General features: G+C 63.5%; 25 protein-coding genes and 1 riboswitch. Of the genes, 15 read left to right on the forward strand and 10 right to left on the reverse strand.

The features are described from left to right. Window positions 1-50 precede the first annotated feature (50 nt). The 4 genes from V6S67_RS18895 to V6S67_RS18910 all read left to right on the forward strand — a co-directional run bounded on the left by V6S67_RS18895 (window position 51) and on the right by V6S67_RS18910 (window position 2,334). Window positions 51-308 (forward strand): metal-sensitive transcriptional regulator, encoded by a 258-nt coding sequence (locus V6S67_RS18895; RefSeq protein ID WP_158505439.1) that lies wholly within the window; start codon window positions 51-53, stop codon window positions 306-308. 78 nt (window positions 309-386) lie between these two features. Then, entirely contained in the window at window positions 387-821 is a 435-nt protein-coding gene (locus V6S67_RS18900; protein WP_334211870.1) for a DUF302 domain-containing protein, read from the forward strand. Window positions 822-981: 160 nt separating this feature from the next. After that, entirely contained in the window at window positions 982-1,701 is a 720-nt protein-coding gene (locus V6S67_RS18905; RefSeq protein ID WP_334211871.1) for a VIT1/CCC1 transporter family protein, read from the forward strand. A gap of 222 nt (window positions 1,702-1,923) precedes the next feature. Beyond that, entirely contained in the window at window positions 1,924-2,334 is a 411-nt protein-coding gene (locus tag V6S67_RS18910) for a DUF7793 family protein (protein ID WP_334211872.1), read from the forward strand. A gap of 48 nt (window positions 2,335-2,382) precedes the next feature. On the opposite strand, the gene V6S67_RS18915 is transcribed toward V6S67_RS18910, so the two are convergent. After that, entirely contained in the window at window positions 2,383-2,520 is a 138-nt protein-coding gene (locus tag V6S67_RS18915) for a hypothetical protein (RefSeq protein WP_334211873.1), read from the reverse strand. 616 nt (window positions 2,521-3,136) lie between these two features. Between V6S67_RS18915 and V6S67_RS18920 the strand changes: the two genes are divergently transcribed. From V6S67_RS18920 to V6S67_RS18930, 3 genes are all read left to right on the forward strand, one after another. Continuing rightward, window positions 3,137-3,778: a recombinase family protein gene (locus V6S67_RS18920; protein ID WP_334211874.1), complete on the forward strand. Its 642-nt coding sequence runs from the start codon at window positions 3,137-3,139 to the stop codon at window positions 3,776-3,778. Between the two features lie 186 nt (window positions 3,779-3,964). Continuing rightward, window positions 3,965-4,378 carry a TnpV protein gene (locus V6S67_RS18925; protein WP_334211875.1) on the forward strand — a complete coding sequence of 138 codons (414 nt, stop codon included), beginning with the start codon at window positions 3,965-3,967 and terminating at the stop codon, window positions 4,376-4,378. 203 nt (window positions 4,379-4,581) lie between these two features. Then, entirely contained in the window at window positions 4,582-9,474 is a 4,893-nt protein-coding gene (locus V6S67_RS18930) for a helicase-related protein (RefSeq protein ID WP_334211876.1), read from the forward strand. Between the two features lie 62 nt (window positions 9,475-9,536). On the opposite strand, the gene V6S67_RS18935 is transcribed toward V6S67_RS18930, so the two are convergent. Together V6S67_RS18935 and V6S67_RS18940 are read right to left on the reverse strand one after the other, a co-directional pair. Beyond that, window positions 9,537-9,839 (reverse strand): hypothetical protein, encoded by a 303-nt coding sequence (locus tag V6S67_RS18935; RefSeq protein WP_334211877.1) that lies wholly within the window; start codon window positions 9,837-9,839, stop codon window positions 9,537-9,539. Between the two features lie 60 nt (window positions 9,840-9,899). After that, a complete protein-coding gene (locus tag V6S67_RS18940; RefSeq protein WP_334211878.1) occupies window positions 9,900-10,121 on the reverse strand; it encodes a helix-turn-helix transcriptional regulator in 222 nt (73 codons plus the stop codon). Window positions 10,122-10,523: 402 nt separating this feature from the next. Here V6S67_RS18940 and mobC point away from each other — a divergent pair, with 402 nt between their 5' ends. Genes mobC through V6S67_RS18955 form a run of 3 tightly spaced genes read left to right on the forward strand, consistent with a single transcriptional unit; the run spans window position 10,524 to window position 13,312 of the window. Further along, complete coding sequence (gene mobC / locus V6S67_RS18945) at window positions 10,524-10,946, forward strand: plasmid mobilization relaxosome protein MobC (RefSeq protein ID WP_334211879.1); 423 nt, start codon at window positions 10,524-10,526, stop codon at window positions 10,944-10,946. Continuing rightward, the gene (locus V6S67_RS18950) at window positions 10,943-12,529 is read left to right on the forward strand and encodes a relaxase/mobilization nuclease domain-containing protein (RefSeq protein ID WP_334211880.1); all 1,587 of its coding nucleotides are present in this window, start codon (window positions 10,943-10,945) and stop codon (window positions 12,527-12,529) included. Before mobC ends, V6S67_RS18950 begins: the two co-directional genes overlap by 4 nt. A gap of 3 nt (window positions 12,530-12,532) precedes the next feature. Continuing rightward, complete coding sequence (locus tag V6S67_RS18955; protein ID WP_334211881.1) at window positions 12,533-13,312, forward strand: hypothetical protein; 780 nt, start codon at window positions 12,533-12,535, stop codon at window positions 13,310-13,312. 146 nt (window positions 13,313-13,458) lie between these two features. Here V6S67_RS18955 and V6S67_RS18960 read toward each other — a convergent pair whose 3' ends face one another. Then, entirely contained in the window at window positions 13,459-13,866 is a 408-nt protein-coding gene (locus tag V6S67_RS18960) for a metal-sensitive transcriptional regulator (protein ID WP_334211882.1), read from the reverse strand. A 313-nt stretch (window positions 13,867-14,179) separates the two neighbouring features. Next, a riboswitch (cyclic di-AMP (ydaO/yuaA leader) is annotated at window positions 14,180-14,392 on the forward strand. Between the two features lie 2 nt (window positions 14,393-14,394). On the opposite strand from V6S67_RS18960, the gene V6S67_RS18965 reads away from it, so the two are divergent. Both V6S67_RS18965 and V6S67_RS18970 read left to right on the forward strand, forming a co-directional pair. Continuing rightward, window positions 14,395-15,273 (forward strand): C40 family peptidase, encoded by an 879-nt coding sequence (locus V6S67_RS18965; RefSeq protein ID WP_334211883.1) that lies wholly within the window; start codon window positions 14,395-14,397, stop codon window positions 15,271-15,273. A gap of 288 nt (window positions 15,274-15,561) precedes the next feature. Continuing rightward, window positions 15,562-16,539, forward strand: a complete 978-nt coding sequence (locus V6S67_RS18970; RefSeq protein ID WP_334211884.1) for a cytochrome c oxidase assembly protein — start codon at window positions 15,562-15,564, stop codon at window positions 16,537-16,539. Window positions 16,540-16,655: 116 nt separating this feature from the next. On the opposite strand, the gene V6S67_RS18975 is transcribed toward V6S67_RS18970, so the two are convergent. From V6S67_RS18975 to V6S67_RS18990, 4 genes are all read right to left on the reverse strand, one after another. Next, window positions 16,656-17,534, reverse strand: coding sequence for a DsbA family protein (locus V6S67_RS18975; protein ID WP_334211885.1), 879 nt, complete (start codon window positions 17,532-17,534; stop codon window positions 16,656-16,658). Window positions 17,535-17,731: 197 nt separating this feature from the next. Further along, window positions 17,732-18,184: a class F sortase gene (locus tag V6S67_RS18980; protein WP_334211886.1), complete on the reverse strand. Its 453-nt coding sequence runs from the start codon at window positions 18,182-18,184 to the stop codon at window positions 17,732-17,734. Between the two features lie 280 nt (window positions 18,185-18,464). Then, a complete protein-coding gene (locus V6S67_RS18985) occupies window positions 18,465-19,241 on the reverse strand; it encodes a hypothetical protein (protein ID WP_334211887.1) in 777 nt (258 codons plus the stop codon). Window positions 19,242-19,426: 185 nt separating this feature from the next. Continuing rightward, the gene (locus V6S67_RS18990; protein WP_334211888.1) at window positions 19,427-20,047 is read right to left on the reverse strand and encodes a sigma-70 family RNA polymerase sigma factor; all 621 of its coding nucleotides are present in this window, start codon (window positions 20,045-20,047) and stop codon (window positions 19,427-19,429) included. Between the two features lie 473 nt (window positions 20,048-20,520). Between V6S67_RS18990 and V6S67_RS18995 the strand changes: the two genes are divergently transcribed. From V6S67_RS18995 to V6S67_RS19005, 3 genes are all read left to right on the forward strand, one after another. Continuing rightward, window positions 20,521-21,288 (forward strand): hypothetical protein, encoded by a 768-nt coding sequence (locus tag V6S67_RS18995; protein ID WP_334211889.1) that lies wholly within the window; start codon window positions 20,521-20,523, stop codon window positions 21,286-21,288. A gap of 174 nt (window positions 21,289-21,462) precedes the next feature. Then, on the forward strand, window positions 21,463-22,749 hold the full coding sequence (locus V6S67_RS19000; protein ID WP_334211890.1) for an Nramp family divalent metal transporter: 1,287 nt from the start codon (window positions 21,463-21,465) through the stop codon (window positions 22,747-22,749). A 344-nt stretch (window positions 22,750-23,093) separates the two neighbouring features. Then, on the forward strand, window positions 23,094-23,798 hold the full coding sequence (locus tag V6S67_RS19005) for a metal-dependent transcriptional regulator (protein ID WP_334211891.1): 705 nt from the start codon (window positions 23,094-23,096) through the stop codon (window positions 23,796-23,798). A 27-nt stretch (window positions 23,799-23,825) separates the two neighbouring features. Here V6S67_RS19005 and V6S67_RS19010 read toward each other — a convergent pair whose 3' ends face one another. Together V6S67_RS19010 and V6S67_RS19015 are read right to left on the reverse strand one after the other, a co-directional pair. After that, on the reverse strand, window positions 23,826-24,839 hold the full coding sequence (locus V6S67_RS19010; RefSeq protein ID WP_334211892.1) for a cation diffusion facilitator family transporter: 1,014 nt from the start codon (window positions 24,837-24,839) through the stop codon (window positions 23,826-23,828). After that, a complete protein-coding gene (locus V6S67_RS19015) occupies window positions 24,836-25,264 on the reverse strand; it encodes an ArsR/SmtB family transcription factor (protein ID WP_334211893.1) in 429 nt (142 codons plus the stop codon). Before V6S67_RS19015 ends, V6S67_RS19010 begins: the two co-directional genes overlap by 4 nt. Between the last annotated feature and the right edge of the window lie 40 nt (window positions 25,265-25,304).

Below are 25,304 nucleotides of genomic sequence, written 5' to 3' on the forward strand. Positions count from 1 at the left end.
CGGGTGGGGGTATAAGCTTGAGGGAGTAGAAACGACCTTTGGAGAACACCATGCAGCTGGACCCGACCGAACTGACCCCCGTCATCAACCGCATGAAGCGAGCACAAGGCCAGCTGGCCGCAGTGGTCCGCATGCTCGAGGAAGGCCAGGACTGCAAGGACGTCGTCACGCAGCTTTCCGCGGTCTCCAAAGCACTCGACCGGGCCGGCTTCGCAATCATCGCCAGCGGCCTCGAGCAGTGCATCGTCCAAAAGGACGCCAGCCTGGACAAGAAGGAACTCGAGAAGCTGTTCCTCACCCTCGCCTGAGATACACCCATGAGCCTGGTATCAGGCCCATGCTCGGGAATTCACTCGACAGCCCGCACCCCGTGTAAAGGAGATCCGATGACCTACACCCACTCGATCGCTGTCCCGCTGTCCTGGGAGGACGCAGTGCAGGGCACGCGTGAAGCCCTCGCCGCGCAGGGATTCGGGATTCTCACCGAGATCGACGTCCGATCAACCTTCACCACGAAGCTCGGCGCCGAGGCTGGGGACGCGGTGGGGGACTACGTCATCCTCGGCGCGTGCAACCCGACCCTGGCCAGCAAGGCACTGGCTGCAGAGCCGTCCCTGGGAGCGCTGCTGCCCTGCAACGTCATCGTCCGCCGCAGCGTCGACGCGCAGGTGACGACGATCGAGGCAATCGACCCGCTGACGATGCTGGAACTCAGCGACAGCTCCGCCGTCCGCGAGGTAGCCCAGGACGCGGCTGCCCGCCTGCGCTACGCCCTCACCAACCTCAGTGAACTCGGAACGGCAACCCGGCCAAGCAGCTAAGAACACAGGCAGCTATCGGCGGGGGTCCGGAAGGGCCCGCGCTGATGGTTGCCGACCGGGCTCGTTGTCCAGAAGGGACAAGAGGGATCGGGCGTTTGGCGGGGGTAGGCAAGCCATTCCTGCGTGGTACGGACGCCGCTGAGGTGGTTGACTGCTCGCCATGACCGACGCCCAGCAGACGCGTATCGAGCCGCACGACACCGGAATCGCCGCACGATTGAACTGGTTGCGTGCCGCCGTTCTCGGCGCCAACGACGGCATCGTATCGACCGCCGCCACCGTCATCGGTGTCGCAGGAGTGACGAACACCCTCACGCCGATCCTGGTCGCCGGCACAGCTGCCGTCGTCGGCGGATCCGTGTCGATGGCACTGGGCGAATACGTATCGGTCAGCAGCCAACGCGACAGCCAGGAAGCGCTCATCGCCAAGGAACGCCAGGAACTCGCCGACGACCCCGACGGTGAACTCGCGGAACTCGCCGGCCTTTACGAGGAAAAAGGCTTGTCCCCGGACACCGCCCGGCAGGTCGCCGATGAACTCACCGCGCACGATGCCCTTGCAGCTCATCTCTCCGCCGAACTGAACATCGATGAGCTCGAGGTCGCAAACCCCTGGCACGCAGCCCTCGCCTCCGCGGCTGCCTTCGCTGCCGGAGCTGTCCTGCCACTGCTGGCCATCCTGCTCTTCCCCGCCGGCATCAGGATACCCGCCACCTTCATCGCCGTCCTGATCGCCCTGGCCATCACCGGCGCCCTCAGCGCCCACGCCGGCGGCAGCTCCCGACGCAGGGCCGTCATCCGCCTCGTCCTGGGTGGGGCACTGGCCATGGGATTCACCTACCTCATAGGGAACCTCCTCGGAGCCACCGGCATCGCCTGACAAGCGGCGACTCCACCTGCCTGGTCTGAGGCGGCACCATCGTCGGATCCGCCGCGTCCTTCAAATCGGTTCACTCTGACATGGCGTCTCATCCGATCAGCACGTCATCTAACAGGTAGTAGCTGCACCAATTCTCAGGCGTGGCCTACTCTGGGTGCACTGGTCTCAAACCCTTGTCGTGCCGACTTCACGGTCGGGTATCTCCATGGAGGAGTGCGTCTAATGGATCAGTTCACCGTCCGTCGGGAAGCCAACGTGTTGTTCCTGCGCTGGGCGCCGGGGGCGCACATCACCTACCTTGTAGCGGTCGAAGCAGCACGGGCCCTCAGACACATCAGCGACGGGGGGACGTTGCCCCTGGTCGTCTCCATGGCCGGCATCGACGGGCTGGCATTGAAGGCCCGCATGGGAATGAACACGTACCCCGGGTTCAGTGCTGTCGCACTGATCGGTGACAGCTCGGTCGATGAGGTTCTCGCTGGATTCTCCCACCAGTCCCTCACCGACACCCGTTACTTCACCAGCGAAGAAGCCGCCCTGGCATGGCTTCAGACGAGAACCGGAACGGACACTGCACCGGCAAGACGCACGGGAATGTCATTGACGGATGAGCAGGAGGAATCCGCAGCCTGAGAAAACGCCAGCGGCTTCTGTAAGTGAGCCAGCGACAGAAGGAGATCGCTACTGAAGGTCAACGAGGAGTTCGCACACGCCTTCCATGAGCAGCATGTGCTCCAGGTCCGGCAGCGGCATCAGCCCATACAAGAAGGCTTCCACGTCGATCTCGTCGAGCCGACCGGTAAACGCGATGTACTGCAACCACACGCCCCACGGATCAATGCCCTAATTTTCGATGAAAAGACGGGGTGCAGATCCCGCCAAATCTATAGTTCTACAAACCAACATTTGTAGAACTATCTGTGGGCATGTACTACTGCTTATGCGACCCACGGGATGGAGCTCACCCACAGGTGGACGGCTTTGAGCTCCACCCTTCGGGCTCCACCCGCCCACAGGTGGATGACCCAACGCGCCAGTCTTCAACGCCTTCGAAAGCCTTATTGGCCGTGCCGGATTAACTTAGGTCGTATTGTTCACGACCACGCTGGTAGGAGGCTGTGCACGCCTACCGCTCGCTCGAGGTGATGTGTGACGTGTCGGTGAGGTGGTGGGTGTGTGCAGGCGGGCTTCTGGTTCCTGCTGTCCATGTGTGTGCGGGACAAGCAGCGGAGCGTGGGGAGCTTGTGCCGTGCACAAGTGGTCAGGAGGCGCGCCAACTACATCACCCCTGTCGACCCGCCCCGACCGTTTAAGAGCCAGTTCTTTTGCACCACTCGAGCTCGCGCTTTTTGGCTCTCTATCCAAGTGCGAAACGTGTATTGTCATAACGCGAGGGTGAGACGGATTCTGCGACCCTCCGAACTGGGGAGGGAACATGGAACGACCGGAACGTCTCGAAGGCGTCGAGGAGCCGCGGCTGGTGCCTGACGGGGTTCTGATCGGATACGCCCGCGTGTCTACTACGGACCAGAACCTCGAGGCGCAGACCCGTCAGCTGGTCGACGCCGGTTGCTACGACGTCTACGCGGACCACGGCAAGTCCGGCGCGACAATGACCCGCCCCGAGCTGGAGAGTTGCCTGCGGGCGCTGCAGCCAGGCAACACGCTCGTGGTAACCAAGCTCGACCGGCTCGGCCGGACAGTGCGCGGACTCGTGGAGCTTCTGGACTCTCTGCACGAGCGGGGCATCATGTTCCGATCCCTCGGTGAGGGCATTGACACCACTACGGCTTCGGGCCGGCTGATGTTCACCGTCATCGCGGACGTCGCGGAGATGGAACGCGAGTTGATTCGGGAACGGACGAAGGCTGGACTCGCCGTCGCTACAGGCAAGGGCGGTCGACCGCCACGCCTTCAACCCCACGACGTCGTGGAAGCGCGTCGGCTCAGGGAGGAGAAGTGGACTGTCGAAGCCATCGCCAAGAAGTTCAAGGTCCACCGCTCCACGATCATTCGCGCACTGCGCACCGATGGTCTCGCTGGTGCCGCCTACAAGGGTCAGCCCAGTGGTGATTAGAGGACTGAGGCTGATGTCTGTGAACCCTTCCCGATGAGTGGTCGGGCGCTGGGTACGGTGGGGGCAGGATTCGACCGGCACCAGGGGGACCGAAGATGGCGCGATCGCGCAGGCGCAACCAGATTGATGGACAAGCAGCTCTCGACCTAGACGCATTTCTTTTCGCACCACCAGAGGAGGTTCTTGATGAACAAGTACGGCAAGTTCGCGCAGGAGACGTGGAAGATGACCGCGCCGTCGCAGTACGCCCTGATCCCGGACCCGGAGGAGTGGTTCCGGAAGCTGGGGGAGGAAGCGGAGCAGAGGGTCGAGGATCTGACGCGGGAGATAGCGGGCCCGGACTCGACGACCGACTCGTTCTTGGAGAAGTACGGACGCTTGACGGCCTCGAGGATGCAGGCCGAGGAAATCGTTCGGGCCGAGATGCTGACTCCGAGCGAGATGGAGACGGAGGGCGACGAGACGGACGAGGAGGAGACGACCAGCTCGATCTTGCTGGAGCACCGGAAGGAAGTGAAGCGGATCCTGCAGGAGGGGATGGAGGAGGTCAGGGCCGAGGAGCTGGCCTATCAGGACGCGAGGGACAACTCTCAGAGCTGACGCCCGCGGTTGAAGCGGACGTCCGCTTCATTCCGGTACGCCAGGAGGACCTTGCACCGTCCGGTGCCCGTGCGCGTTTCCAGGCCAACGTTGCTGCGCTGCGTGTTCTGCGCGAGCTGCAGGAGCAGGATCGGGCGGCCACCGCGCAGGAGCGTGCCGTGCTGGCACGGTGGGGGAGCTGGGGTGCCACAGGTGTGGCTGAGGTGTTTGATGAGACCCGGATCGAGTACGAGGCTGACCGCGCCCAGCTGCGCGAGCTGCTGAGTGAGGACGAGTACCGGGCCGCGAACCGGACGGTCATCAACGCCCACTACACCGACCCCGCCCTTGCTGCGGAACTCTGGCAGACCCTGAACACTTTGGGCTTCACCGGTGGCCGCGTGCTCGAACCGGGATCAGGTGCCGGCACCTTCATCGGCCTCGCACCCGAGACGGCGACCATGACCGGTGTGGAGCTGGACCCGATCACCGCGGGCATCTCCCAAGCCCTCTACCCGGACGCTGACATCCGCGCCGAGTCCTTCGCTGACACGCGCCTGCCTACCGGTTACTTCGACGCTGCCGTCGGCAACGTCCCGTTCGCCAAGACCAGGCTGCACGACCCGCGACACAACGCGGGCAACCACTCGATGCACAACCACTTCATCATCAAGTCCCTCGACCTCACCCGACCAGGTGGCGTCGTCGGCGTCATCTCGTCCGCGTTCACCCTGGACGCGCAGAACCCGGCAGTCCGCCGCGAAATCTACGAGACAGCCGACCTGCTCGGCGCAGTCCGCCTGCCGACCGGTGCGCACCGTCGCGCCGCCGGCACCGACGCCCTCACCGACGTCCTGATCTTCCGCAAACGACTCCCGGGAGAGGCACCGCTCAGCCCGCAGTGGCTGGAGTCGCGTGTCCTGTCCGTAGGCGACAACCAAGACGCCGAGGTCGACGCGAGCCAGGACGTGGCCCGGATGAACGCCTACTTCATCGAGAACCCGCAGCGGGTGCTGGGTGAGCCCGTGGTGGGTAACGGCATGTACGGGTCAGCGACGCTCACCGTGCGCAACGAGGACCTGTCCGCCGTACCGGAGCAGCTGCACGACCAGCTGCGGGACATCGCCCTCACCGCCGTCGACGCCGACAGGGGAGCCGCAGAGCGTCAGGACGGGCAGGTCATCGAATCTGCCGCCATCGTCCCGGCAGGCAGTGACCTGCAGGTCGGCCATATCGCAGCCGTCCCGGACGGCACGTTCACCCAGGTTGGGATCGACGGCACGGTGGTTCCGCTGGTCGTGCCACGGACGGCGGCCGCCGAGTTGAGGTCACTGCTGAACCTCCGAGATGCTGGACGGTCGGTCCTCGTGCTCGAGGCGACCAATGTGGAGGACACACCCCAGCTCGGTGCTGCACGGCAGGATCTTCAAAGCTCCTACCAGGCGTATGTGGCCACCTACGGGCCGATCAACCGGTTCTCGGAACGGCGAACCGGTAGGACCAATGACGCTGGTGCGGACATCATGGCCAGAGTCACGCCGAAGGCCGTCGCGCTGATGAAGGGCGACCCGTTTGGTGCGCTCGTGAAGGCGTTGGAGAACTTCGATGAGGGTAGTCAGACGGCTACGCCGTCGGCCCTGCAGCGCGAACGCCAGGTCCAGCCGCGCCAGCCCATCCGCGGTGTCGACACCCCGGCTGAGGCGCTGGCTGTCACCTTGGACAACACCGGTGAGGTCGACCTCGCAGAGGTTGCTCGGCTGCTCGGCATCGAACGTGATGCCGCACGGCAGGCGCTGGGCGAGCTGGTCTATGACGTGCCAGGGGAGCCGGGTGCTTTGGAGACGCGGGCGGAGTACCTCAGCGGCAACATCAGGGAGAAGCTTGATCGTGCCGTGGAAGCTGCAGCCGAGGACGAGCGGTACAACCGCAATGTTCAGGACCTGCGCAGTGCGATGCCGCTTCCTCTGGGTGCGGATGAAATTGAGGCGCGCATCGGCTCTGTGTGGATCTCGGCCGAGGTGCATCAGGAGTTCCTGCAGCACATCACCCGCGACCCACGGGCCCGTGTGGATCGGATCACCGGCGCGAACTGGGATGTCCAGGCCAACAGGCACAGCTTCACCGTCCGCAATGACTGGGGAACGGAGAGGATGCCGGCGGGAGAGATTTTCAAGGACCTCCTCGAACAGAAGCGAGTTCAGGTCACCGACCCTGACCCTGATCCGCAGAGCCAGCGGCGCATCCTGAACCCCACCGAAACCGCTGCAGCGCAGGAGAAGGCTCAGCTGATGCAGGACCGTTTCGGGGAGTGGGTGTGGGAAGACGCCGACCGTGCTGTGGCTTTGACGGACGAGTACAACCGACGCTTCAACTCGCTCGTGCTGCGCGACTACACCGTCGAAGGTGAGCGGTTGACCCTGCCCGGGCTCGTGAAGAACTTCGAGCCTCGGCCGCACCAGCTGGCCGCTGTGGCTCGCATGATTTCCGAGCCATCGGTGGGACTCTTTCACGAGGTAGGGGCTGGCAAGACCGCCGAAATGGTGATGGGTTCCATGGAGCTGCGCCGGTTGGGCATGGCCCGTAAGCCCGCGGTGATCGTGCCGAACCACATGCTCGACCAGTTCGCCCGGGAATGGTTGCAGATTTACCCTCAGGCGCAGATCCTCGCCGCTTCCTCGGCCGACCTCGCCGGCGAGAAGCGCCGGGAGTTCGTGGCCCGCGCGGCCGCGAACGACTGGGACGCGATCATCATGACCCGCACTGCGTTCGAGCGCATCCAGCTCTCGGACGAGTCGCAGGTCGCGTACTCCAATAGGGAAATTGAACGGCAACGCGCCGAGCTGAACGCAGCGAAGCAGCGTGCCGACGCAGCAGGCCAAAAAATGCTCTCCGTAAAGAAGATCGAGAGCCGCCTGCAGGCGCTCGAGGAGCGGACGAAGGCCAAGCTGGACCGGCCAACCGATCCGGGGATCACGTTCGAGCAGACCGGAATTGACTACCTGCTCGTGGACGAGCTGCACGACTTCAAGAACCTCGAAACAGCATCGAACATTCAGGATGCCGCTATCGACGGGTCGAACCGTGCCACGGACCTCCACTCCAAGGTGGAGTACCTGCGCAGCGTCCACGGGGATCGGGTGATTACCGGTGCGACTGCGACGCCGATCGCCAACAGTGTCACGGAGATGTATGTGATGCAGCGCTACCTGCGTCCTGACCTGTTGGAGCAGGCTGGCATCAATGACTTCGACACGTGGGCTGCGACCTTCGGTCAGGTTGTCACCGAGATGGAGATGACCGTTGCCGGCGGCGACAGCTTCAAGATGAAGGAACGGTTCTCGAAGTTCCAGAACGTGCCCGAGCTGCTGAAGATGTTCCACACTTTCGCGGACGTGAAGACCGCTGAGGACCTGCAGCTGCCGGTACCCGACATCGAGCAGCGCGACGACGAACGACGGCTGCCACGCATGGTGGCCGTCGAACCGACCATCGAGCTCGAGGCGTACATCGCAGATATTGCTGACCGCGCCGAAAAGATCCAGGCACGTCTGGTCGATCCGACCGAGGACAATATGCTGAAGATTTCTACGGACGGCCGGAAGGCTGCCCTAGACATGCGCCTGGTCGACCCCGACCTCGACGTGCTGATCGGGGAGACGAAGATCAGTGCGACAGCGGACCTCCTAGCGAAGGTCTACGAGGAGAACAAGGACCGCATTTACGACGACCCGGCGACGAAGGAACCACACCCCACACCGGGCGCTTTGCAGATCGTGTTCTGCGACCTCGGCACACCGTCGGTCAACTGGAACGTGTACGGGCAGCTGCGTGAGGACCTGGTGCAGCGTGGGGTTCCAGCAGAGAAGATCCGGTTCATGCACGAAGCCAAGAACGACGCCGAGAAGGGCCGGCTGTTTGCGGCTTGCCGGACAGGGGACGTCGCGGTGCTGGTCGGCTCGACCCAGAAGATGGGCGTAGGCACGAACATCCAAGACCGTGCCGTTCACCTGGTCGACCTCGACGCGCCGTGGCGGCCGGCCGATGTCGCGCAACGCCATGGCCGCATCATCCGGCAGGGGAACCAGAACCCCGAGGTGGCCATCTCACAGGTGGTCACCAAGGGATCGTTCGACACCTTCATGTGGCAGACGTTGGAGCGCAAGAGCAAGTTCATCGACCAGATCATGCGCGGCCGCCTCGACGTCCGCGAGATCGAAGACGTGGGAGACAGCACCCTGTCCTTCGCGGAGGTCAAAGCCATCTCCAGCGGTAACCCGCTCATCCTGGAGAAGTCCAAAGCTGATCAGGAACTGACCCGCCTGCGGCGCCTCGAACGTGCTTGGCACCGCAACCAGGCGGCACTCACCCGCCGTAAGGACAGCTCACTCGTCCGAGGTCGCGCATTGGTCGCCGAACTGCCCGCGCTGAAGGAAGCCGCCGCACGCACAACCCACGATTTTGGCGGCGACGCGTTCCGTATGACCATCAACGGTAGGACCGTCGACAAGCGCACTGACGCAGTGGAAGCGCTACGCACGTGGGCGGACAGGAACGCCGCAGGACGACCCCCTATCCAGGGGTCGAAGGACCTTGGTGTGATGGCATCCATTGGTGGTCACGACATCAGGTTCGTGCAGGGCCAGGCGAACATGGTGGAGATGGGCGCATCCCGCGTCGAGTTGCAGATCGAGGGCGCGCCTGGCGTCGCGGTGGAGCTCAAACGAAACGATGCTCTGTTCCCGACTGTCGGGGTCGTTCAGCGCCTCGAGAATCAGATCACGCGCCTGCCTGACGAGGTGGTCAAGCGCGAGCGGCAGCTGGAGGAAGCACGGCAGGAGTACCGCGACGCGGCAAACGCACTGAAGCAGCCATTCAAGCACACGGAGGCACTTGAGAAGGCCAAGTGGGAAGTCGAGAGGATCAGTCGTGAGATGCGTGGAGAAGACGCCGCGCAGATAACGCTCACCCCTGAACTGGAGGATCTAAAGCGCCACATGCGGATGGCCTTCCCAAACTCTCCGAAGCCCGGACAAGCAGCTGACAGAACGGGAGCGCAGCCCCGGCCGAGCCATCTGCCGGGCCGGAACATTGAGCAGTCGGGTGGATTTGAACGCTAGGGTTCACACATAGAAAGAGGGCGGTTCCTACCGGGTAGGGACCGCCCTCTCGTCGTCTACGGTCAGCTGTTCGCCGCAGTGCTGGGGGCCGGCGAGGCTGCTTCCTCAGAGTTGGCAGAGCGTCGTGAGCGACGCTTAGCAACACCGCCGGCCTCCAGGCCGAGCTTCTTCAGTTCGTCCTCACTCCATCCGTCCTTCGTTGCTCGGACGTATGCCTTCTTATCTTCACGTTCGGCGTCGGCGAGCTGCTCGCGCAGCTCGTCTACGCGCTTCCGGGCGATCACCAGATCGGTGACAGATTCGATACGGGAGTCGAGGAGTTTACGTGCCTGGTCTTTGGTGGTTTCGAGGTCGATGGTAGCCATGCTCATCAGCCTAACCTTTGCCTATTGGGGTGCACAGACAGCCGCCACGGGGTGCAGTTTCTACCGGCCCGCTGGGTAGTCGTGGAGGTACCCGTTAGCGGGATCGTTGAACCAGTCCTCAATGTCGCCGGAGTCATACCGGACGGTGTTCCGTCCGAGTATGAAGTAGGGCGGTCCGAGGTTGGCCCGGCGCCATTGAGCTAGCTCTTGGCTTGTCACTCCGTACAACTCAGCCACGTCCTTCGGTGTCATCATCGTGCCCACCATGAGTCCCTCTTTCATCTTTGCCCCATTCCTTTCGGCAATGCCGTCATCACTTGGACGCGAAGTGAATTGGCAAGGTGGAGAGGTCGGACCGTGGAATACCGGAGCGAAGCGAGGATATGCCGCGAAAGCCGTCCTCGGAGCCTTGCCAAGAGAAGGGCGGACAGTACATTCACAAGCCGAAACGGAACGGCGCAGCCGTGAGGGTCAATCCAGACGCGAAGCGTCTCCCGAAAGATGGAACACCCCACGCGGCACACCCCGCCAGGAAGAGAGTTCCCAATTACCTACGGAGCAAGCTATGCGTTTATGTGCCATAAATATCGATTCCGCTGGCGCCTGAGGCTGAGCGGTGACACACTTGGGGTGTGGGGCCTCCGTTCGAGGGGCGCTGCGCTGGGCCTGAAGGGAGGACGAGCGATGAGCGAAAGTCAGGAGCAGGAATCCGCTGCGCGTCCTCCTAGTGCCGGCAAGCGGCACGTGTGGTCCTCGCGGCGCAAGCGCATTGAGGGTAAGACCGTGTACGTGCGGGTCTCGATGTCCGAGATGGAGCGTGCTCAGCTGCTGCAGCTGGAAGCTCAGACTGGTTTGTCGCCGTCGGCGATCCTCGTCGACGCAGCTCTCGGTTCGGGGGACCCGGCGGTGCTGACGGTGAAGAAGCAGGAGGTTGTGACCTTGCTGGCGATCCGTCGTCTCATCGCGACGGCGGCCAATAACATGAACCAGATCGCGCGCCACGCGAACGCGACCGGTGAGGTCAAGGACTACGCCGCTGCAGCGATGCAGGAGACCCGTCAGCTGATGCGGCAGATCGAATCGAAGATGTACGAGCTGAAGCCGTGATTCCGAACATCACGAAGGGCTCCCGGACCGTCGGCCTGATGAAGTATCTGGTCGGTCCAGGAAAGAGCAACGAGCACACCGACCCGCACCTTGTAGCCGGTAGCCCGACGATCATGGCGTGGTTCGGAGACGCGCAGCTCAACGATCAGTCGGCGGTTCTCGCGGCACAGGAAATTGACCTCAACAAGCGGATCAATGACGTCGAGATGGACCAGCACGTCTGGCACTGCTCTCTGTCACTACGTGCCGATGAACGGCCTGTCAGCGACCGTGAGTGGGCGGACATGGCGGAGAAGTTCATGGACGACATGGGCTTCACCGAGACGAGCGGGAAGGCCGCGTGCCAGTGGGTCGCCGTACAGCACGGCACGAGCACCGCCGGCAACGACCACATCCACATCGTCGCCTCCCGCGTCCGTGAGGACGGCACGAAGTGGAGCGACTGGTCAGACTTCCCGAAGGCGCAGACCGCCGCCCGGAACCTCGAGAAGCAGTTTGGACTCATCGAGCTGGGACAGCACTCCGAGCGCGGACTGAAGCCAGCCGAACAGCTGGCAGACCGACAGGTGGGAGGAGCTAAGGAACCAGCCCGACACCGCCTCGAGCGGACTGTTCGCTCCAGCGCCATCGCTTCCCTCTCCGAAGCTGAGTTCGTGCGCCGGCTTCGCTGCCAGGAGCTACTCGTCAGCGCCCGCTTCGCTGACGGCGGCCGCTCTGTCGTCACCGGCTACTCCGTCGCGGAGCGACCAACCAAGGGCATGGACCCCGTGTGGTTCGGCGGCGGGAAGCTCGCAAAGGACCTGACCCTGCCGGCGCTGCGCACCGCGTGGACCGACACCCCGGAAGCGTCCCAGGAAGCGGCCGAAGAATGGTGGGCAGCCAAGCGCCACCAAAGGGTCGTGCATAACCAAGCACCCGACATGAGACGCGGCATCCGTGCATCCATGGTCGGCGGGGTAGCTGTCGATGAGGTGGCGGCCAGAAAGCTTGCACTGGACATGGCAAAGGCACGCAGAGTTATGTCCCAGGTCGACCCGAGTGATCACCAGACATGGGCGCACGTTGCCCGTGAAGCCGCTGGTGTATTCGGTGCTTGGTCGAAGGCCACTGAGGCTGAGCCCGGGCCGCTGGCCCACGCCTCGCGTGTGCTGGCCCGTTCGGCACATCGGTCAGGGGTGACCATCAGCGAACCCGTGAAGCCAGCACTGCGGATGTCCGGCACCACAGCGTTCCTCCTCGCGGCCGCCACCGCCCCGTCACCGGTCGCGCAGACGCTCATCATGCAGCAGATGCTCCGCACCATCCGGCTCCTGCACGACATGCAGGCCAGCAATCAGGAGCTGCGCGAAGCAAATCTCCTGACCGAGACGGTGCGTGAGCACCTGAGCATCGTCGGAGCACCGCTGCCCGACGTCCCCGAACCGCGACTGCCAGCAGCATTGACCACTCAGGAGCACACCGCCGGTGTGGAACGGAAGGCGGTGCCGTCCTTGACAGAGGCCAAGCGCCCGCTGCGAGGACAGCGACCTGCGGAGAACTTCGAGACAGAGCTGCACGTGCCGGATCAAGGGATAGGGAGATAGCGCATGAACCATGACACACCCGATGGGGCAGAGGGGCTGTTCCGACCGCAGTTGCAGTCAGCCCTTGCCGTCGCAGGCAGGCTCGGCGAAATACTCGCCCGTCAGCGCGCAGAGCGGAACGAGCAGATGCTGCGCGCCCAGGACGCCGAGCGTCGACAGCTCCAGGAGCGGTTCGAAGCCGAACGAGCCGTCATGCGGACCCAGCTCGGAGCTGTCCACCAGCCGCAGTTCTGGGAAGCGGCCAGACCTGAGGACATCGCCTCCCAGCACGCCCTCGCACAGCAGTGGGAGCCGTTCGATGACATGGCCCGCCTTTCCCGCGAACACATACACGACGAGATCCGCACACGGTACAACCTGACTCCTGAGGAGTACCTCGAGGAGCACCGACAAGTACCACTACAGGTGGCAGCGGACGCTATCTCCGACGGTCCCGGAGCAGGCAATGATCAGGACGCCCAGCGTGACCACGCAAAGGCCCAACGACAGTCAGCGGTCGTCGCGGCCGGGGACCTGCAGAATGACCTCGACACGCAGCAAGCAGTAGCTAGAGCCGAGGAACTGTGGGACTCAGTGGACCGCAGGGAGAAACTCGCAGAGTTCCTCACCGAACGAGTTGGAACCACAGACATCGGACGCGAAGGAGTAGTCGCCGTTCTCGCAGCCGACCTCAGCAATGGGACACCACCATCGGCTGCGGTGAAGGCTGGCAGGCGCCCGGTTCGCCCCCATGATGTGCCTGAATCAGATCTTGAGAAGGAAAAAGGCTTTGGGGTGGGCTAGGCCCGAGACGGTGAACGCCGGATGGAGGGAAGCAAAAAGGGGGAGTGACTTTGGGATTGTGCGTGGAGGTCACTCCCGCAGCCAGGTTGAGGGTGCCGACAAGTGACCCTCGGGTAGCAGGGGAACGTTGTGAAGAGGGCCAGCTGTTATCTCAGTAGCCGGCCTATTGCCTTGGTTGCTTCCTGGATTTTTGCGTCGACGGCACCTGTGCTCGTGGAATCAGCTGTGTCGTTTGGGCGTGCGGTTTCATGGGCAGCATCTGCGACGCAGTGGGCGAGATGACTTTCCAGGAGCCCGAGGCTGAGGGCGTGCATAGCGCTGTTCACGGCGGCAACCTGCGTGAGGATATCGATGCAGTATTGGTCCTCATCAACCATGCGGGCTATTCCGCGGACCTGACCTTCGATGCGCTTGAGTCGGCGCAAATAGGCGCTTCTATCGGTCGCGTATCCGTGCTGATGGGGTGCTGCCTCATCGGGCGGGTCCGTCTGGTGGGCTGGTTGTGCTGCGGTAGTAGTGCTGACGCTGACTTCCGGTGCGATGTGGGTGGTCATGGTCGTTCCCCTCATCATCGTCGGCGCATTACTGCCCGGTGTAGGTTGCCGTCGATGCGGTCCTGGGTCATGTGAAATGCATGGCCCTCACCAGTATCCGCCAGCGATAGCGGGCGGTTGAACGAATAACAGGGCTAGAAGTTCCACGAGCGCCCAGTATCGAGTAATTCGTCCGCGTGTCGTGGCAACACGCTCAGTCTCGTTACGCGAACGTGACATCAAATACCATCCTGGGGTATTCTCCTCAGGTGATCCCGGCACCCGTCGAGATCGCTCTCCCGCGCAGAATGCCGAGCCCTGCCGCTGCTCCCGGGATCCGTTCGTACAATCCATATGGCAGGGACGGGGGAACCACGTTTCCACCGGGTCACCGCACGTTCGTGTGTTGACCCTCGGGGTTAAGTCGATCTATCAGCTCATTCCTGCACGGCGTCGCTGCGTGCTGCCATAGGACTGGATTGAGGACGGCCGGGTGACTCCCATCCGAACCCGACAGCTCACCCCGCAGGCATGGGAGAGGCAATCACCATGTCACGTCCGTCCATTTCTGCGCGCCACCGCGCTGTCGTCACCCACTCCATCGCCCTCGAGGGCCTGTCGTATTCCGCGAAGACCGGCGCTGTAGCGCTGGGCAAGCCGGCCATCATCGCAGCTGCTACCGGCGGCCTCGTCTTCGCTGTTGGAGCCCCTGCGGCCCAGGCCGGCACCTACACGCAGGACACCTCCAGCACCCTCACAGCGCAGGCCCCCGCCGCAGCTGCTGCAGGCGTCTACACGGTTGCCTCCGGTGACACCATGGGTGCCATCGCCGCCAAGCACGGCGTGAACCTCGATGCGCTGCTGGCAAGCAACGGCCTGTCCTACGCATCGGTTATCTACCCGGGCCAGCAGATCCAGCTTTCCGGCGGTGCCGCTGCCAGTGTCTCTGTCAGTGCAGCCGCGGTTCCCGCTGCCGCCCCCACCGGCCAGGTCTTCTACAGCGCCCCTGCCGCAGCACCCGCTCCCACGGCAGCCCAGCCCACGTACTCCCTGACCTCGGCCACTGTCGCCCCGATCGCCCCGGTGGCTCCCGCAGCCCCGAGTGTTCCCGCCAGCGGCGTCGGTGCGGCGATCGTGGCATCGGCCTACTCCCAGATCGGGTCCATCCAGGACTGCACTGTTCTTGCTGAGCGGGCACTGCGCTCGATCGGCAAGAACGTCGGAGACCTCGGCCCCATGCAGTTCCTGCAGTACGGAACTGTCGTCGCCACCCCGGCCCCCGGTGACCTCGTGGTCCGTCCGGGGCACGTCGCAATCTACGTCGGTGGCGGCAAGGTCATCAGCAGCGGCATGAATGGTGCGAACCTCACCATGGAGCACCCCCTGTCCGACCTCGCCGGATCGACCTTCGTGCGCGTCGCAGGCTAACTTCACCCTCTGGTGAAGTGGTCGCCCTCAAGCTGAGATAGCGGTGAGCGCCCTGGACGGGGGCACTCACCGCTATTTCATTGTCTGCTTGTCTCTTAGTGCGCTTCAGTCGCTACCTGTGTGGATGCCACTCCGGGCTGAAGGTCCGGCACGGATTGCTAGCACTGTTCGTTAGGTGTCTGCTTCCATTTTTGGGACTGCGGAGGGTGCGGAGTGCCGGTACCCGATCCGTGGGGATGAATGAGCTAGACGTTGGCGAGACCGTGAAGTTGGGATGGTTGTACATCAGTGAGTGATCCGTGGGTGAGTGGACCGGTGTGGATACCGGAGGCCCCGCCGTCGTGGGCAACCTACCTGGCGCCGACCCTGCAACCGATCCCGCTGATCCCCGGAATCGCTTTGGTCCTGGGTGTGCTGTATCTGGCTGGCGCGATCCGCCTGTGGTCGATGGGTCGTTCCTGGCCGCTGTGGCGGACGGCGATCTTCTTGGCGGGCTGCACCATCATCATGATCACCATGGGTGCCGGAGTCGAAGGCTACGGTCTGCGCATGTTCTCCGTCTTCATGTTCCAGCAGCTGACGCTCATGATGGCCGTCCCCCCGCTTCTGGTCCTGGGTCGGCCCGGCACCTTGTTGCTGCGCGCCACCCCTCACCATGGCGTTGGGCGCCCGATCCTCCGGCTCGCTCACGCGGGACTGCGCTCGAGATCCGCTCGGATCGCCCTTCATCCGGCATTCATGATCCCGGTGTTCCTTGTCAGCTTCTATGGGGTCTACCTCAGCGGTATTGCCGACGCGATGCTGCCGTCCTGGTACGGGCACATCACCCTTGAACTGCTGTTTCTGATCTCCGGGGTGCTCTTCACCGTCCCCGTGCTATCGACGGACCCTCTACCGGTGAAACAATCCCACTTCGGCCGGTTCCTCGACATCTTCGCCGAAATGCCCCTCCACGCGTTCTTCGGCGTCGTCCTGATGATGGCGACCACCCCTGTCGTCGATTTCTTCGGCACCCTGCCCGCAGGGTGGGACGTGGACCCGCTCACCGATCAGGGCATCGCCGGCGGCCTGGCCTGGTCCTACGGGGAACTTCCCTCGGTGCTGATGCTCCTGATCATCATGGTGCGCTGGCAACGCGACGACACCGTGACCTCACGGGCTATCGACCGCAAGCACAATCGGGAGGGAACCCCGGAGCTCGACGCGTACAACGCCTACCTCGAGCAGCTCAGACAACGCTCCGAACACCACGATCGCCGGCGATAGGAACCCCTTGACCCGCGAGCAGTACGACTGACGCAGCATCCCTCATCATTTGGCCCCTGGAGCTCTTGTGCCTCGGATTTAGGACGTTGGTGCTCGAAGGGAAGGCCTGCGGATCGCTAGCTTGCGACGAGTCGAACCGCCTCGCGGAAGTCATCTAGTGACGTCAAAGCATTGTGGTTCTGGTCATCGAGAAGGATCAGCGCGGGGGCTCGGGTCACGCCGACACCAGCAGCTTCGATCCGGTCGGCCTCGATGAGTGACTGCACCTCGGGGCTTCGCATGTCGGCTTCGAATCGTGCGCTGTCGAGACCTAGCTCACGGGCCACGCCCAGATAGGTGTCCACGGTGGCAGGGGTGTACAGGCGGGGAAGTTCCTGGGCGTCCGGGCTCAGCGTGATTGCTTCCAGGAAGGGAAGGAAGCAACCCTGACGCTCGGCGGCTTCCAGGGCCGTGGCACCCAGATGCGCCTGTTCATTTGAGGGCAGGTGACGCGCGACGAAAGTGACGCGTCGGGAGTAGTCCGCCCGGAGGTTGGAGAGGAACTCCTGGATGGAGATGGTGCCAGGCGCGTACAGGTCGATGAATTGCACCAGAACAGCCCGCTCGTGGGAGGCGCGCGAGACCAAGCGGTCGCTCGCGACGATCGCGCCCCGCAAGGCATTTTGTTGTGTCGCTCGTTCGGTCGAGCTCGAAGCGGACGTTGGCCGAGGGCCGGGGGAGTGCCTGGCGGTCGCGGGCGACGGTTCAGGGTCCCGGTCCAAGTCGTCGCGATCGTTCGACAGGTACCCCTTGACGCCAATGAAAAAGGCAATGGAACCCAGCACCACGATGATGGCCAGAGGGATCATTGCTGCAAACCAGGGGTTCATGAAAAAGGTGCCGATCCTGTCACATCCCACGACCGCGAACAGGTGAGCCTGTTCAGGTACGCCAGACGAGCCGTATATCGGAGCGTTCAGCTCCGAGATGGTGCCACCATGACCCATCGAATACATCTTACCGTGAACTATTTCGCAGAGCTTTCCCCACAGGACAGCACATCAATCCGCACCGAGCCTCAACCATCACTTACCGGCCAGCAGGTAGGGCAGGTGTAAAAGGCGGGTGCCTGTGCATGTGAGGCGCGGTGGGACAGGCCGCACGGAAGGGGCGGTGAGAGACGTTCGGGTTTCACCGTCTGGCCCTGGTGTAATCAGACGCGTTTGGCGTAGACGACATAGTTGTCGTCGAAGAGTCCGGTGTCGGGGTCGTAGCCGTCGCAGGTGATCAGGCGAAGCTCTGAGCCCGCGGTGTTCCCGTACACGGTCAGGGTGGGGAAGTTGTCCTTGGGATATTGCTCGCCGCGTTCGACGGCGAAGCTCGCCGTCGTACCGTCTTCGCGGGTGATGTCGATGATGTCGCCGGCCTTGAGCGTGCGGAGGTTCGCGAAGACGCCGGGGCCGCCGTCGGTGGCGTTGACATGCCCGAGCAGGACCGCTGGCCCTTGCTCGCCGGGGGTGGGGGACTGGTTGTACCAGCTGGCGGGGGCGCCAGGTCCGTCCGGTGGTACCTCGAGGGAACCGTTCTCTCGCAGCCCCAACGCGAGGAGGTCCGATCCGGCGCCGATGGCCGGAATGCTGAAGGAGACGGGAGCCGATTCCGGCAAAACATCCGGGGCGGCCGCGGTAGCAGGTGCCGGGGTCGCGGGTGTACTGGGCGCCGACGCCGGGCTCGAGGCGGAGGCATCCGCGGTGGGGGTGGCAGTGCTGCTGGGTGAGGTGCTGGGTGGTGTGCTGGTCTCTGCCTGCGGGGTGGCTGGCGCACCACATCCGGTGAGGAGAACAGCAGCGACCGCCGTCGAAACCAGAAGGTTTCGACGGCGGCCGCTGGGTGAACTAATCATGGTCTGAAAGGTATCCGATCAGTTCAGTGGTGCTGTGGTCAGGCTAGTTGGAGCCGCGACGACGGACAACGAACGTTCCGCCTGCTGCTGCTGCGAGGACCAGGCCGCCGGCGAGGGCGTACATGCCGACGCTGCTGTCGGTGTCCTGCGCGACACCGGTGTCGGCGCCACCGTTGGGCATGGCGCCCATCTGGGAAGCGGCGAGGTTTCCACACAGGGCCGGGGAGGTGGCGCCGAGGGGAAGCTTGGGGTCGAGGTCACTGGGGGAGTTGAACACTTCCTCGGAGACGCCGGCCGTTGCGGGATCCAGGCCGTGGACGACGACGACGGCGGTGCCGGCGTCCAATGCGTCCTGGGTTCCCTGGTTGATCTCGAAGGAACGCGAGATGGTGTAGCTGCCACCCTGGCCGCCGAGGGCGAGGTTCAGGCCCTCTTCGGGTCCGGTGGCACCGCTGGTGGTCAGCGTCGACTGGATTCCACCGTACTTGCCGGCACCTTCGGTGACGCTGACGATGCCGTCGCCGTTGGCGTCATCGGCGCTGGTCGGGCAGGTTCCCATGGCCAGGCCGTGGATGTGCTGGACGTGCGGGTAGGGGCCGTCCATGAAGGTCTCGGCGAGGCCGTTGACCTGAAGGTTGACGGTCGCGGTGGTGCCCTGGACGTCAACGGTGACGGTGCCGGTGCCGGTGGTGCCGTTGAGCTGGCCCAGCGTGGACGAGTAGGAGCCGGCTGCGTGGTCAGCCATAGCGGGGGCTCCGGCCATGGCGACGACGCCAAGAGCCAGGGTCGGAACTGCGAGAAGTCGCATCTTCTTGTTCATGGGGAACATCCTTCACTGTGCGGTGAGTCCGCGACCGTGGCGGGCGCGTCTGTATGTGATTCGGCACACTCGCCGTTACGGATGGGAAAGATGCGTCTGTTCTTTTTCACCTCGGTTTTTCGGATCACTTCTGCGCACGGACGCTCCGCCGGTGAACCTGACCAGCCCTGGTCGGGCCGGGCTGGTCAGGGGTGGTCAGGGTGTCTGGCGGCTGTCGGTGCGGTGAGCTTCTTGCGCAGGACGATGCGGGCGTCCCTGATCCGGGTTTTGACCGTGGCCAGTGGTACGGACTGCCGGGCAGCGACCAGTTCGTAGGTCAGCCCGTCGTAGAAGGCGAGGTAGAGTGCTTCGCGTTGTTTGGGTGCCAGGTGTTTAAGGAGCGCCCTGACACTGTCGTGTTCAACGGTGTCCAGCGCAGTTTCTGATGTCTGGTCGTACTCGCGGGTGAAGTTCCGGATGAAGTAGTCGGTGTCGTGTCGTGTGGTGCGTTCTTCGCTGTCCCGCCTATCCAAGGCGCGACGATGGGCCATGGTCACGATCCAGGTGTCGGGATGACCGCGCTCAGTGTCGTAGGTGTCGGCCTTGCGCCAGATCTCAAAGAGGACTTCCTGTGTGACTTCCAGTGCGATGTGGGGGTTGATGAGGACCTTGGCGCTTACCGCGAAGATCCTTGGCCCCATCAGAGTCAGCAGCATCTCGAAGGCCGCTTCATCCCGGGCCGCGACGCGCTCCATGAGCAGGCGCAGCCGGACTCGCAAAGGTGGTTGCCGTGCAACGGCATCGGCATCCTCAGTCAACTCGCCCACGATCTCCCTTTTGTCGGACGCGCATCAGCCTAGGAGCATCCCAGCTGACCCGTGATCATTGAGATGGTCCAGGCCCAACCCCAAGCCCAGATCCGGTTCCAACTCTTCCACGGACCGGTCATGGGTTCCTCAGAGGAGGTAACGGATCATTTGGTACGGGCCATTAGGGAACATTCCGGTGGATCTTCCAGCCCACACACAGGTACAGGTCATAACGTCGATGCATCCTCATGTGCGAGGGATGGGGTCAGGTGCCTGACAGCTGACCCCAGACGGCGCCCGGGGTGGGACAGACTGTTCATGGTGTTCCACCCCGGCTCCGCCCCCTTCGATCAGGGCCGCAGGTAACCCTTCCACATCTTGGGTTCTGATCTGACGATCGAACCAAGCCTTCGAGGTGGGTGGTTCGAATCACATTGGTCAGGGTTCCGGGCCTCGCCGGGGACTTCCGCACCACCAGGGGCTGTTCTCGCATGAACACACCGCACCATCGAACGATCCGCCTCGCGACAGGCGCACTCCTCATCGCCGCCCTCGCAGGATGCGCGGTCACAGAGGAAAACCCTCTTAACGTCAACGCGGCAAATGCAAACAATCAGGGCGCTACAGGTGAGCAGGAGGGCAGTTCTCCACTGCCCTCAAGCAGCGATACCGCAATACCGGACGGTTCAGCAGACGGTGGCGCGACCAGCGCCGCCGACGGTACGGAAAACGATGCGGCAACTTTCATCACCGAAAGCCTTGATGATGATCCCCTGAACATTCGTGCCGATGGCGCCACGCTGTGCGGCGTGCAGCCTCAGGACAGTTTCCTGCAGTACACGATCATGCTGTATAACCCGACACTTGAAACGTTCACCTTCGACAGCATTGACCTCGTCGACGCGCAGGGATTGCGACAAGTCGATGCCAAGGTGGCACCCGCGAACCGGGAGGGCCACGGCAACCACGGCGCTTCGCCCGCACAAGCCTCCGAGCACGGAAATGCGACCCACAACGCCACTCCCACCCCGTCGCCCTCCGCGTCGGAACCCAGCACGTTCTCGGTCACGCCGGTCCCAGCTGTTGGATACAGCTTCGAACCGGACCAGCACATCAACATCGTGGTATCCGTAGCGCTCAACGATGCCGCTACCCGTGGCACCGCCGATGACATCCTCGTCGGTTTCTCAACGGCGGGACGCCAGTTCTCGGTGCCCCATGACCTGAACATCACGATCGACAGGACCACCTGCTCCTGACAAAGGAATCCCTCTCTCGGGGACATGCTGCATCAGGGGACGATGGCTTTTCGCCTGGACTGACAAGACCCTTGTAGCTCAATGAAGGCAGGGATAACGAGTACCTGCGGGGGAAAGATTCCTCCCAGCACGCCACCTCTGTTTAGGTACGGCTAAAAATGCTAGCGTCGGCTCATGTTCCGGCAGCATTCCGCACCCATCTCTTCCGAGGAGTCCCTCGAGGCTGGTCCTGCGCCAGAGGTACCCCTCCGTGGGGGCAGGACGATCTGGCTGCTGGGACCGGCACTGGTAGCCGGGGTTGCTTACCTCGATCCAGGAAATGTCGCGAGCAACATGACCGCCGGAGCGCTCTACGGATTCCTGCTGGTCTGGGTGGTCGTCCTCGGAAACGTCATGGCCTGGCTCGTGCAGTATCTTTCCGCGAAGCTCGGCATCGTCACCGGCAAGAGTCTGCCGGAAATACTGGGGGAGCGGATCAGCTCACGCTGGGCGCGACGCGGCTTTTGGTTGCAGGCCGAGCTGGTTGCCATGGCGACAGACATCGCAGAGATTCTCGGCGGGGCCATCGCTTTGAACATCCTGTTCGACCTTCCCCTGGTCGTCGGCGGGCTCATTACCGGGGCAGTGTCTCTTGCCGTTCTGCAGCTCCAGGGCCACGGCCGGCACCAGGTCTTCGAACGGCTCATCATCTCGATGATGTTCATCGTCGCGATCGGCTTTTCCGCAGGAGTGTTCCTCAGCCCGCCGGAACCGACCGACGTCGCCGCAGGTCTCCTACCGGCCTTTGATGGCAGCCAGTCCGTCCTGCTGGCCGCGTCCATCCTTGGTGCGACGATCATGCCGCATGCGATCTACGCCCATTCAGCGTTGGCACGCGACCGCTTTCCGCGGCGTCCCCAGACAGCGGTGCCACGGCTACTCAGTGCCACCCGCTGGGATGTCACAATCGCTTTGACCATTGCTGGCGCAGTCAACCTCGCCATCTTGCTCCTGGCTGCCACGTCCCTGCAGGGCCGCGACGATACGGGAACGCTGGAGGGCGCCCACGGGGCGATCGCCGAGGTTCTCGGTCCTGTCATCGCGACGCTCTTCGCGATCGGGCTGCTCGCGTCGGGTCTGGCATCGAGCTCCGTCGGCGCGTATGCGGGAGCCGAAATCATGCACGGCCTGCTGCGGGTGAAGATTCCTCTGGGCACGCGGCGCATCATCACCCTCATTCCGGCGCTGTTGATCCTTGCCTTCGGGGTCGATCCGACGCAGGCGCTGATCCTCAGCCAGGTAGTGCTCTCATTCGGCATATCCTTCGCCCTGATTCCCCTGGTCTACCTCGGCACGCGCGCCGACATCATGGGAGATCACCAAGACAGGTGGTGGACGACCCTGATTGGCGCTGTCGTCGCAGCCCTGCTGGTGACACTGAATCTGACACTGCTCTACCTGGTGTTCACCGGTAGCGGATGACTCCACCGCGAGGCGGCATCAGAGGAAAACCAGGCCGACCAGCCGCGCGCAGCCTCGACGGCCACAGGCCGGTTCTGATACATCGCAGGTAAGGTCCGTCGATGGTCGGGGCTCAAATCCCACGTCAATCATCGATCGCTAATACGGCCGAATCAGCGCCTGTAGCCTGTTGCGTGCAGGTGACGTTCTCATGGTCAGCCCAAGGACCGGCCACCATCAGCCAACTGGCAGACGGATTGGCAGACCGACAGACAGACCGACAGACAGACCGACAGGCAGACCGCCCAGGCCACCGACAGCTCACGACAGCTCACGACAGCTCACGACATGGAACCTGTTTACTGATGACGACACAACGGCAAGGAACCCTGCCCAACGCGGCGGTCGAGGACTACCTCAAGACCATTTATCAGCACACGGAGTGGCAGGACGAGCCCATCCCTCCTTCGGTGTTGGCGTCGAAGCTCGCGGTCGCTCCGGCATCGGTGACCGGCATGGTGAAAAAGCTTGCCGCTCTGGGGCTCGTCGATCACGTTCCGTACGGACCCTTGAATCTCACCGAGGCAGGGGTCGCGCGCGCGATAGCGGTCGTGCGACGGCATCGGCTCATCGAGACCTGGCTTGTCCGGGATCTCGGTTACGCCTGGGACGAGGTCCATGATGAAGCCGAGCTACTCGAGCATTCCGTCTCGGACCGCCTACTTGAGGCGATCAACGCGCGTCTAGGCCATCCCACTCATGATCCTCACGGGGACCCCATCCCCGACGCCGCTGGTAGAGCGCCGGTATCCGCGTTCGTTCTCCTCGATGATCTCGGCCCCGACCGGCAGGGCATCGTGCTGCGTATTGACGACAGGAAACCGGAATTGCTGCGGCTCCTGGCCGTACACAACATCCGCCCCGGCAGCGCCATCACCGTGCACGAACGAAGCGAGTACGACCTCACGATCTCCACCGAACCATCCGGACCGCGCCCTGTGATGCGCCTCAGCATCCCTGACGCGCAGCGGATCTGGGTCCAACGGCCTTCAGAGGCGGAACATCACTGACCGTGCAGGCCGGTCCCTGCGGTGCGCCTAGCAGTGGTCGTGGCGGCCTGTCGCTGGCTCGAGTTGCAAGGTGGAGTGGCGGATATCAAAATGTTCGCTGATGCAGGCGTTGAGCTCGGCCAGGATTCGTTCGGCGCGGCCGCTGGTGAACGCGTCAGCGTCTATTTGTACGTGCGCGGTCAGTGCCGGCAGGCCTGAAGTAATCGTCCAGGCATGCAGATCGTCCACGAGGACGACGCCGGGTACTTCTTCCATGTGCCGGCGGACCTCGGCGAGATCCGTTTCCTCCGGCGTCGCCTCCAAAAGCACCAGGACCACGGCCTTGAGGAGGCTGTATGCGCGGGGGAGGATCAGGATGCCGATGGCAATGCTTGCTAGGCCGTCGGCGCGCGCGAATCCGGTGAGCCCGATGACGAGGGCCGCAACGATGACAGCAATGGATCCGAGCATGTCGCCCAGGACCTCGAGGTAGGCGCCGCGGACGTTGAGGCTTTCCTTTTGCCCTCCCATGAGCAGCCGCAGGGCGAAGAAGTTTGCGATCAGCCCCAGCGCCGCCGCGATCAGCATGATGGGGGCATCGACCTCCACGGGCGTGAGGAAGCGCTTCGTTCCTTCGATCAGCATCAGTACGCCGATGACGCCAACGATGAGGCCGTTGACGAGGGCCGCGAGCACCTCGACCCGCTTCCACCCGAAGGTGCGTCGCTCTGTTGCCGGTCGGGCCGCGAGCCAGGTGGCGAAAATGGCGATAGCCAGGCCAAAGGAGTCACTGAGCATATGACCGGCGTCGGCCAACAGGGCCAACGACCCGGACACTACAGCGCCTACCACCTCGATCAGCATGACCGAGAGCGTGATGGTCAGGGCGGCGACGAGCCGGCCCCGATGCGCACCTCCAGCTGTCAGACCATGAGAATGCCCATGCCCGCCACCAGAGCTCCTGCCGCCACCGTCTCCGTCGTGCTTGCCGGCGTTTCCGCCAGCGCCACGCCCGTCATCGGATCCCGCGTGTCCCGAGTGACTGCCGTGCCCGGCGCTCATGCCGACACCACGGGATCCGGGAGAGCGGCATCTTCTGTAGATCGACGCCCAGTGGACACCGGAGGCGCCGTATCCGCCGCAGGTGTGAGCAGGGGCTTGTCGTGGTGCCCAGGGTGGGAGTCGTCCTGAGTTTCCGGGGTGACGAGACGTTCACCGGCATGCAGGAGATCATCCAGGCCGGGATGGGCAAGCCGGTACAGGGTCGCTCGCCCATCGGGAGTCGCCGCAACGAGCCCGGCGTCCCTGAGCAGTGCCAAATGCGCCGAGACCGTTGATTGCGCGAGGCCAAGGTGTGCCGACAGCTCACCGACCCGGTGGGGGCCATCTGCCAGGCAGTGAATCAGTGTCAGCCGGGAAGGTTCGGACAGGGCCCGGAAGATGCGCGCCACATCCTCGTGTTGGTGCATCTCGTAGTTGATCGCCATATGACGTTTATATCGTTAAGTAGCGATGATATCAAGGTGG

The organism is Arthrobacter sp. Soc17.1.1.1 (genome assembly GCF_036867195.1).
Classification (GTDB): Bacteria; Actinomycetota; Actinomycetes; order Actinomycetales; family Micrococcaceae; genus Arthrobacter_D.

What these genes read in the sequence shown, in the direction of transcription:
- V6S67_RS18905 (WP_334211871.1), top strand. Translation starts at nt 982, where the DNA reads ATGACCGACGCCCAGCAGACGCGTATCGAGCCGCACGACACCGGAATC.
- mobC (WP_334211879.1), top strand. Translation starts at nt 10,524, where the DNA reads ATGAGCGAAAGTCAGGAGCAGGAATCCGCTGCGCGTCCTCCTAGTGCC.
- V6S67_RS18935 (WP_334211877.1), bottom strand. Translation starts at nt 9,839, where the DNA reads ATGGCTACCATCGACCTCGAAACCACCAAAGACCAGGCACGTAAACTC.
- V6S67_RS18985 (WP_334211887.1), bottom strand. Translation starts at nt 19,241, where the DNA reads ATGAACAAGAAGATGCGACTTCTCGCAGTTCCGACCCTGGCTCTTGGC.
- V6S67_RS18895 (WP_158505439.1), top strand. Translation starts at nt 51, where the DNA reads ATGCAGCTGGACCCGACCGAACTGACCCCCGTCATCAACCGCATGAAG.
- V6S67_RS19000 (WP_334211890.1), top strand. Translation starts at nt 21,463, where the DNA reads ATGTTCCGGCAGCATTCCGCACCCATCTCTTCCGAGGAGTCCCTCGAG.
- V6S67_RS18975 (WP_334211885.1), bottom strand. Translation starts at nt 17,534, where the DNA reads ATGTATTCGATGGGTCATGGTGGCACCATCTCGGAGCTGAACGCTCCG.
- V6S67_RS18900 (WP_334211870.1), top strand. Translation starts at nt 387, where the DNA reads ATGACCTACACCCACTCGATCGCTGTCCCGCTGTCCTGGGAGGACGCA.
- V6S67_RS19015 (WP_334211893.1), bottom strand. Translation starts at nt 25,264, where the DNA reads ATGGCGATCAACTACGAGATGCACCAACACGAGGATGTGGCGCGCATC.
- V6S67_RS18965 (WP_334211883.1), top strand. Translation starts at nt 14,395, where the DNA reads ATGTCACGTCCGTCCATTTCTGCGCGCCACCGCGCTGTCGTCACCCAC.
- V6S67_RS18925 (WP_334211875.1), top strand. Translation starts at nt 3,965, where the DNA reads ATGAACAAGTACGGCAAGTTCGCGCAGGAGACGTGGAAGATGACCGCG.
- V6S67_RS18960 (WP_334211882.1), bottom strand. Translation starts at nt 13,866, where the DNA reads ATGACCACCCACATCGCACCGGAAGTCAGCGTCAGCACTACTACCGCA.
- V6S67_RS18955 (WP_334211881.1), top strand. Translation starts at nt 12,533, where the DNA reads ATGAACCATGACACACCCGATGGGGCAGAGGGGCTGTTCCGACCGCAG.
- V6S67_RS18920 (WP_334211874.1), top strand. Translation starts at nt 3,137, where the DNA reads ATGGAACGACCGGAACGTCTCGAAGGCGTCGAGGAGCCGCGGCTGGTG.
- V6S67_RS18910 (WP_334211872.1), top strand. Translation starts at nt 1,924, where the DNA reads ATGGATCAGTTCACCGTCCGTCGGGAAGCCAACGTGTTGTTCCTGCGC.
- V6S67_RS19005 (WP_334211891.1), top strand. Translation starts at nt 23,094, where the DNA reads ATGACGACACAACGGCAAGGAACCCTGCCCAACGCGGCGGTCGAGGAC.
- V6S67_RS19010 (WP_334211892.1), bottom strand. Translation starts at nt 24,839, where the DNA reads ATGAGCGCCGGGCACGGCAGTCACTCGGGACACGCGGGATCCGATGAC.
- V6S67_RS18995 (WP_334211889.1), top strand. Translation starts at nt 20,521, where the DNA reads ATGAACACACCGCACCATCGAACGATCCGCCTCGCGACAGGCGCACTC.
- V6S67_RS18940 (WP_334211878.1), bottom strand. Translation starts at nt 10,121, where the DNA reads ATGAAAGAGGGACTCATGGTGGGCACGATGATGACACCGAAGGACGTG.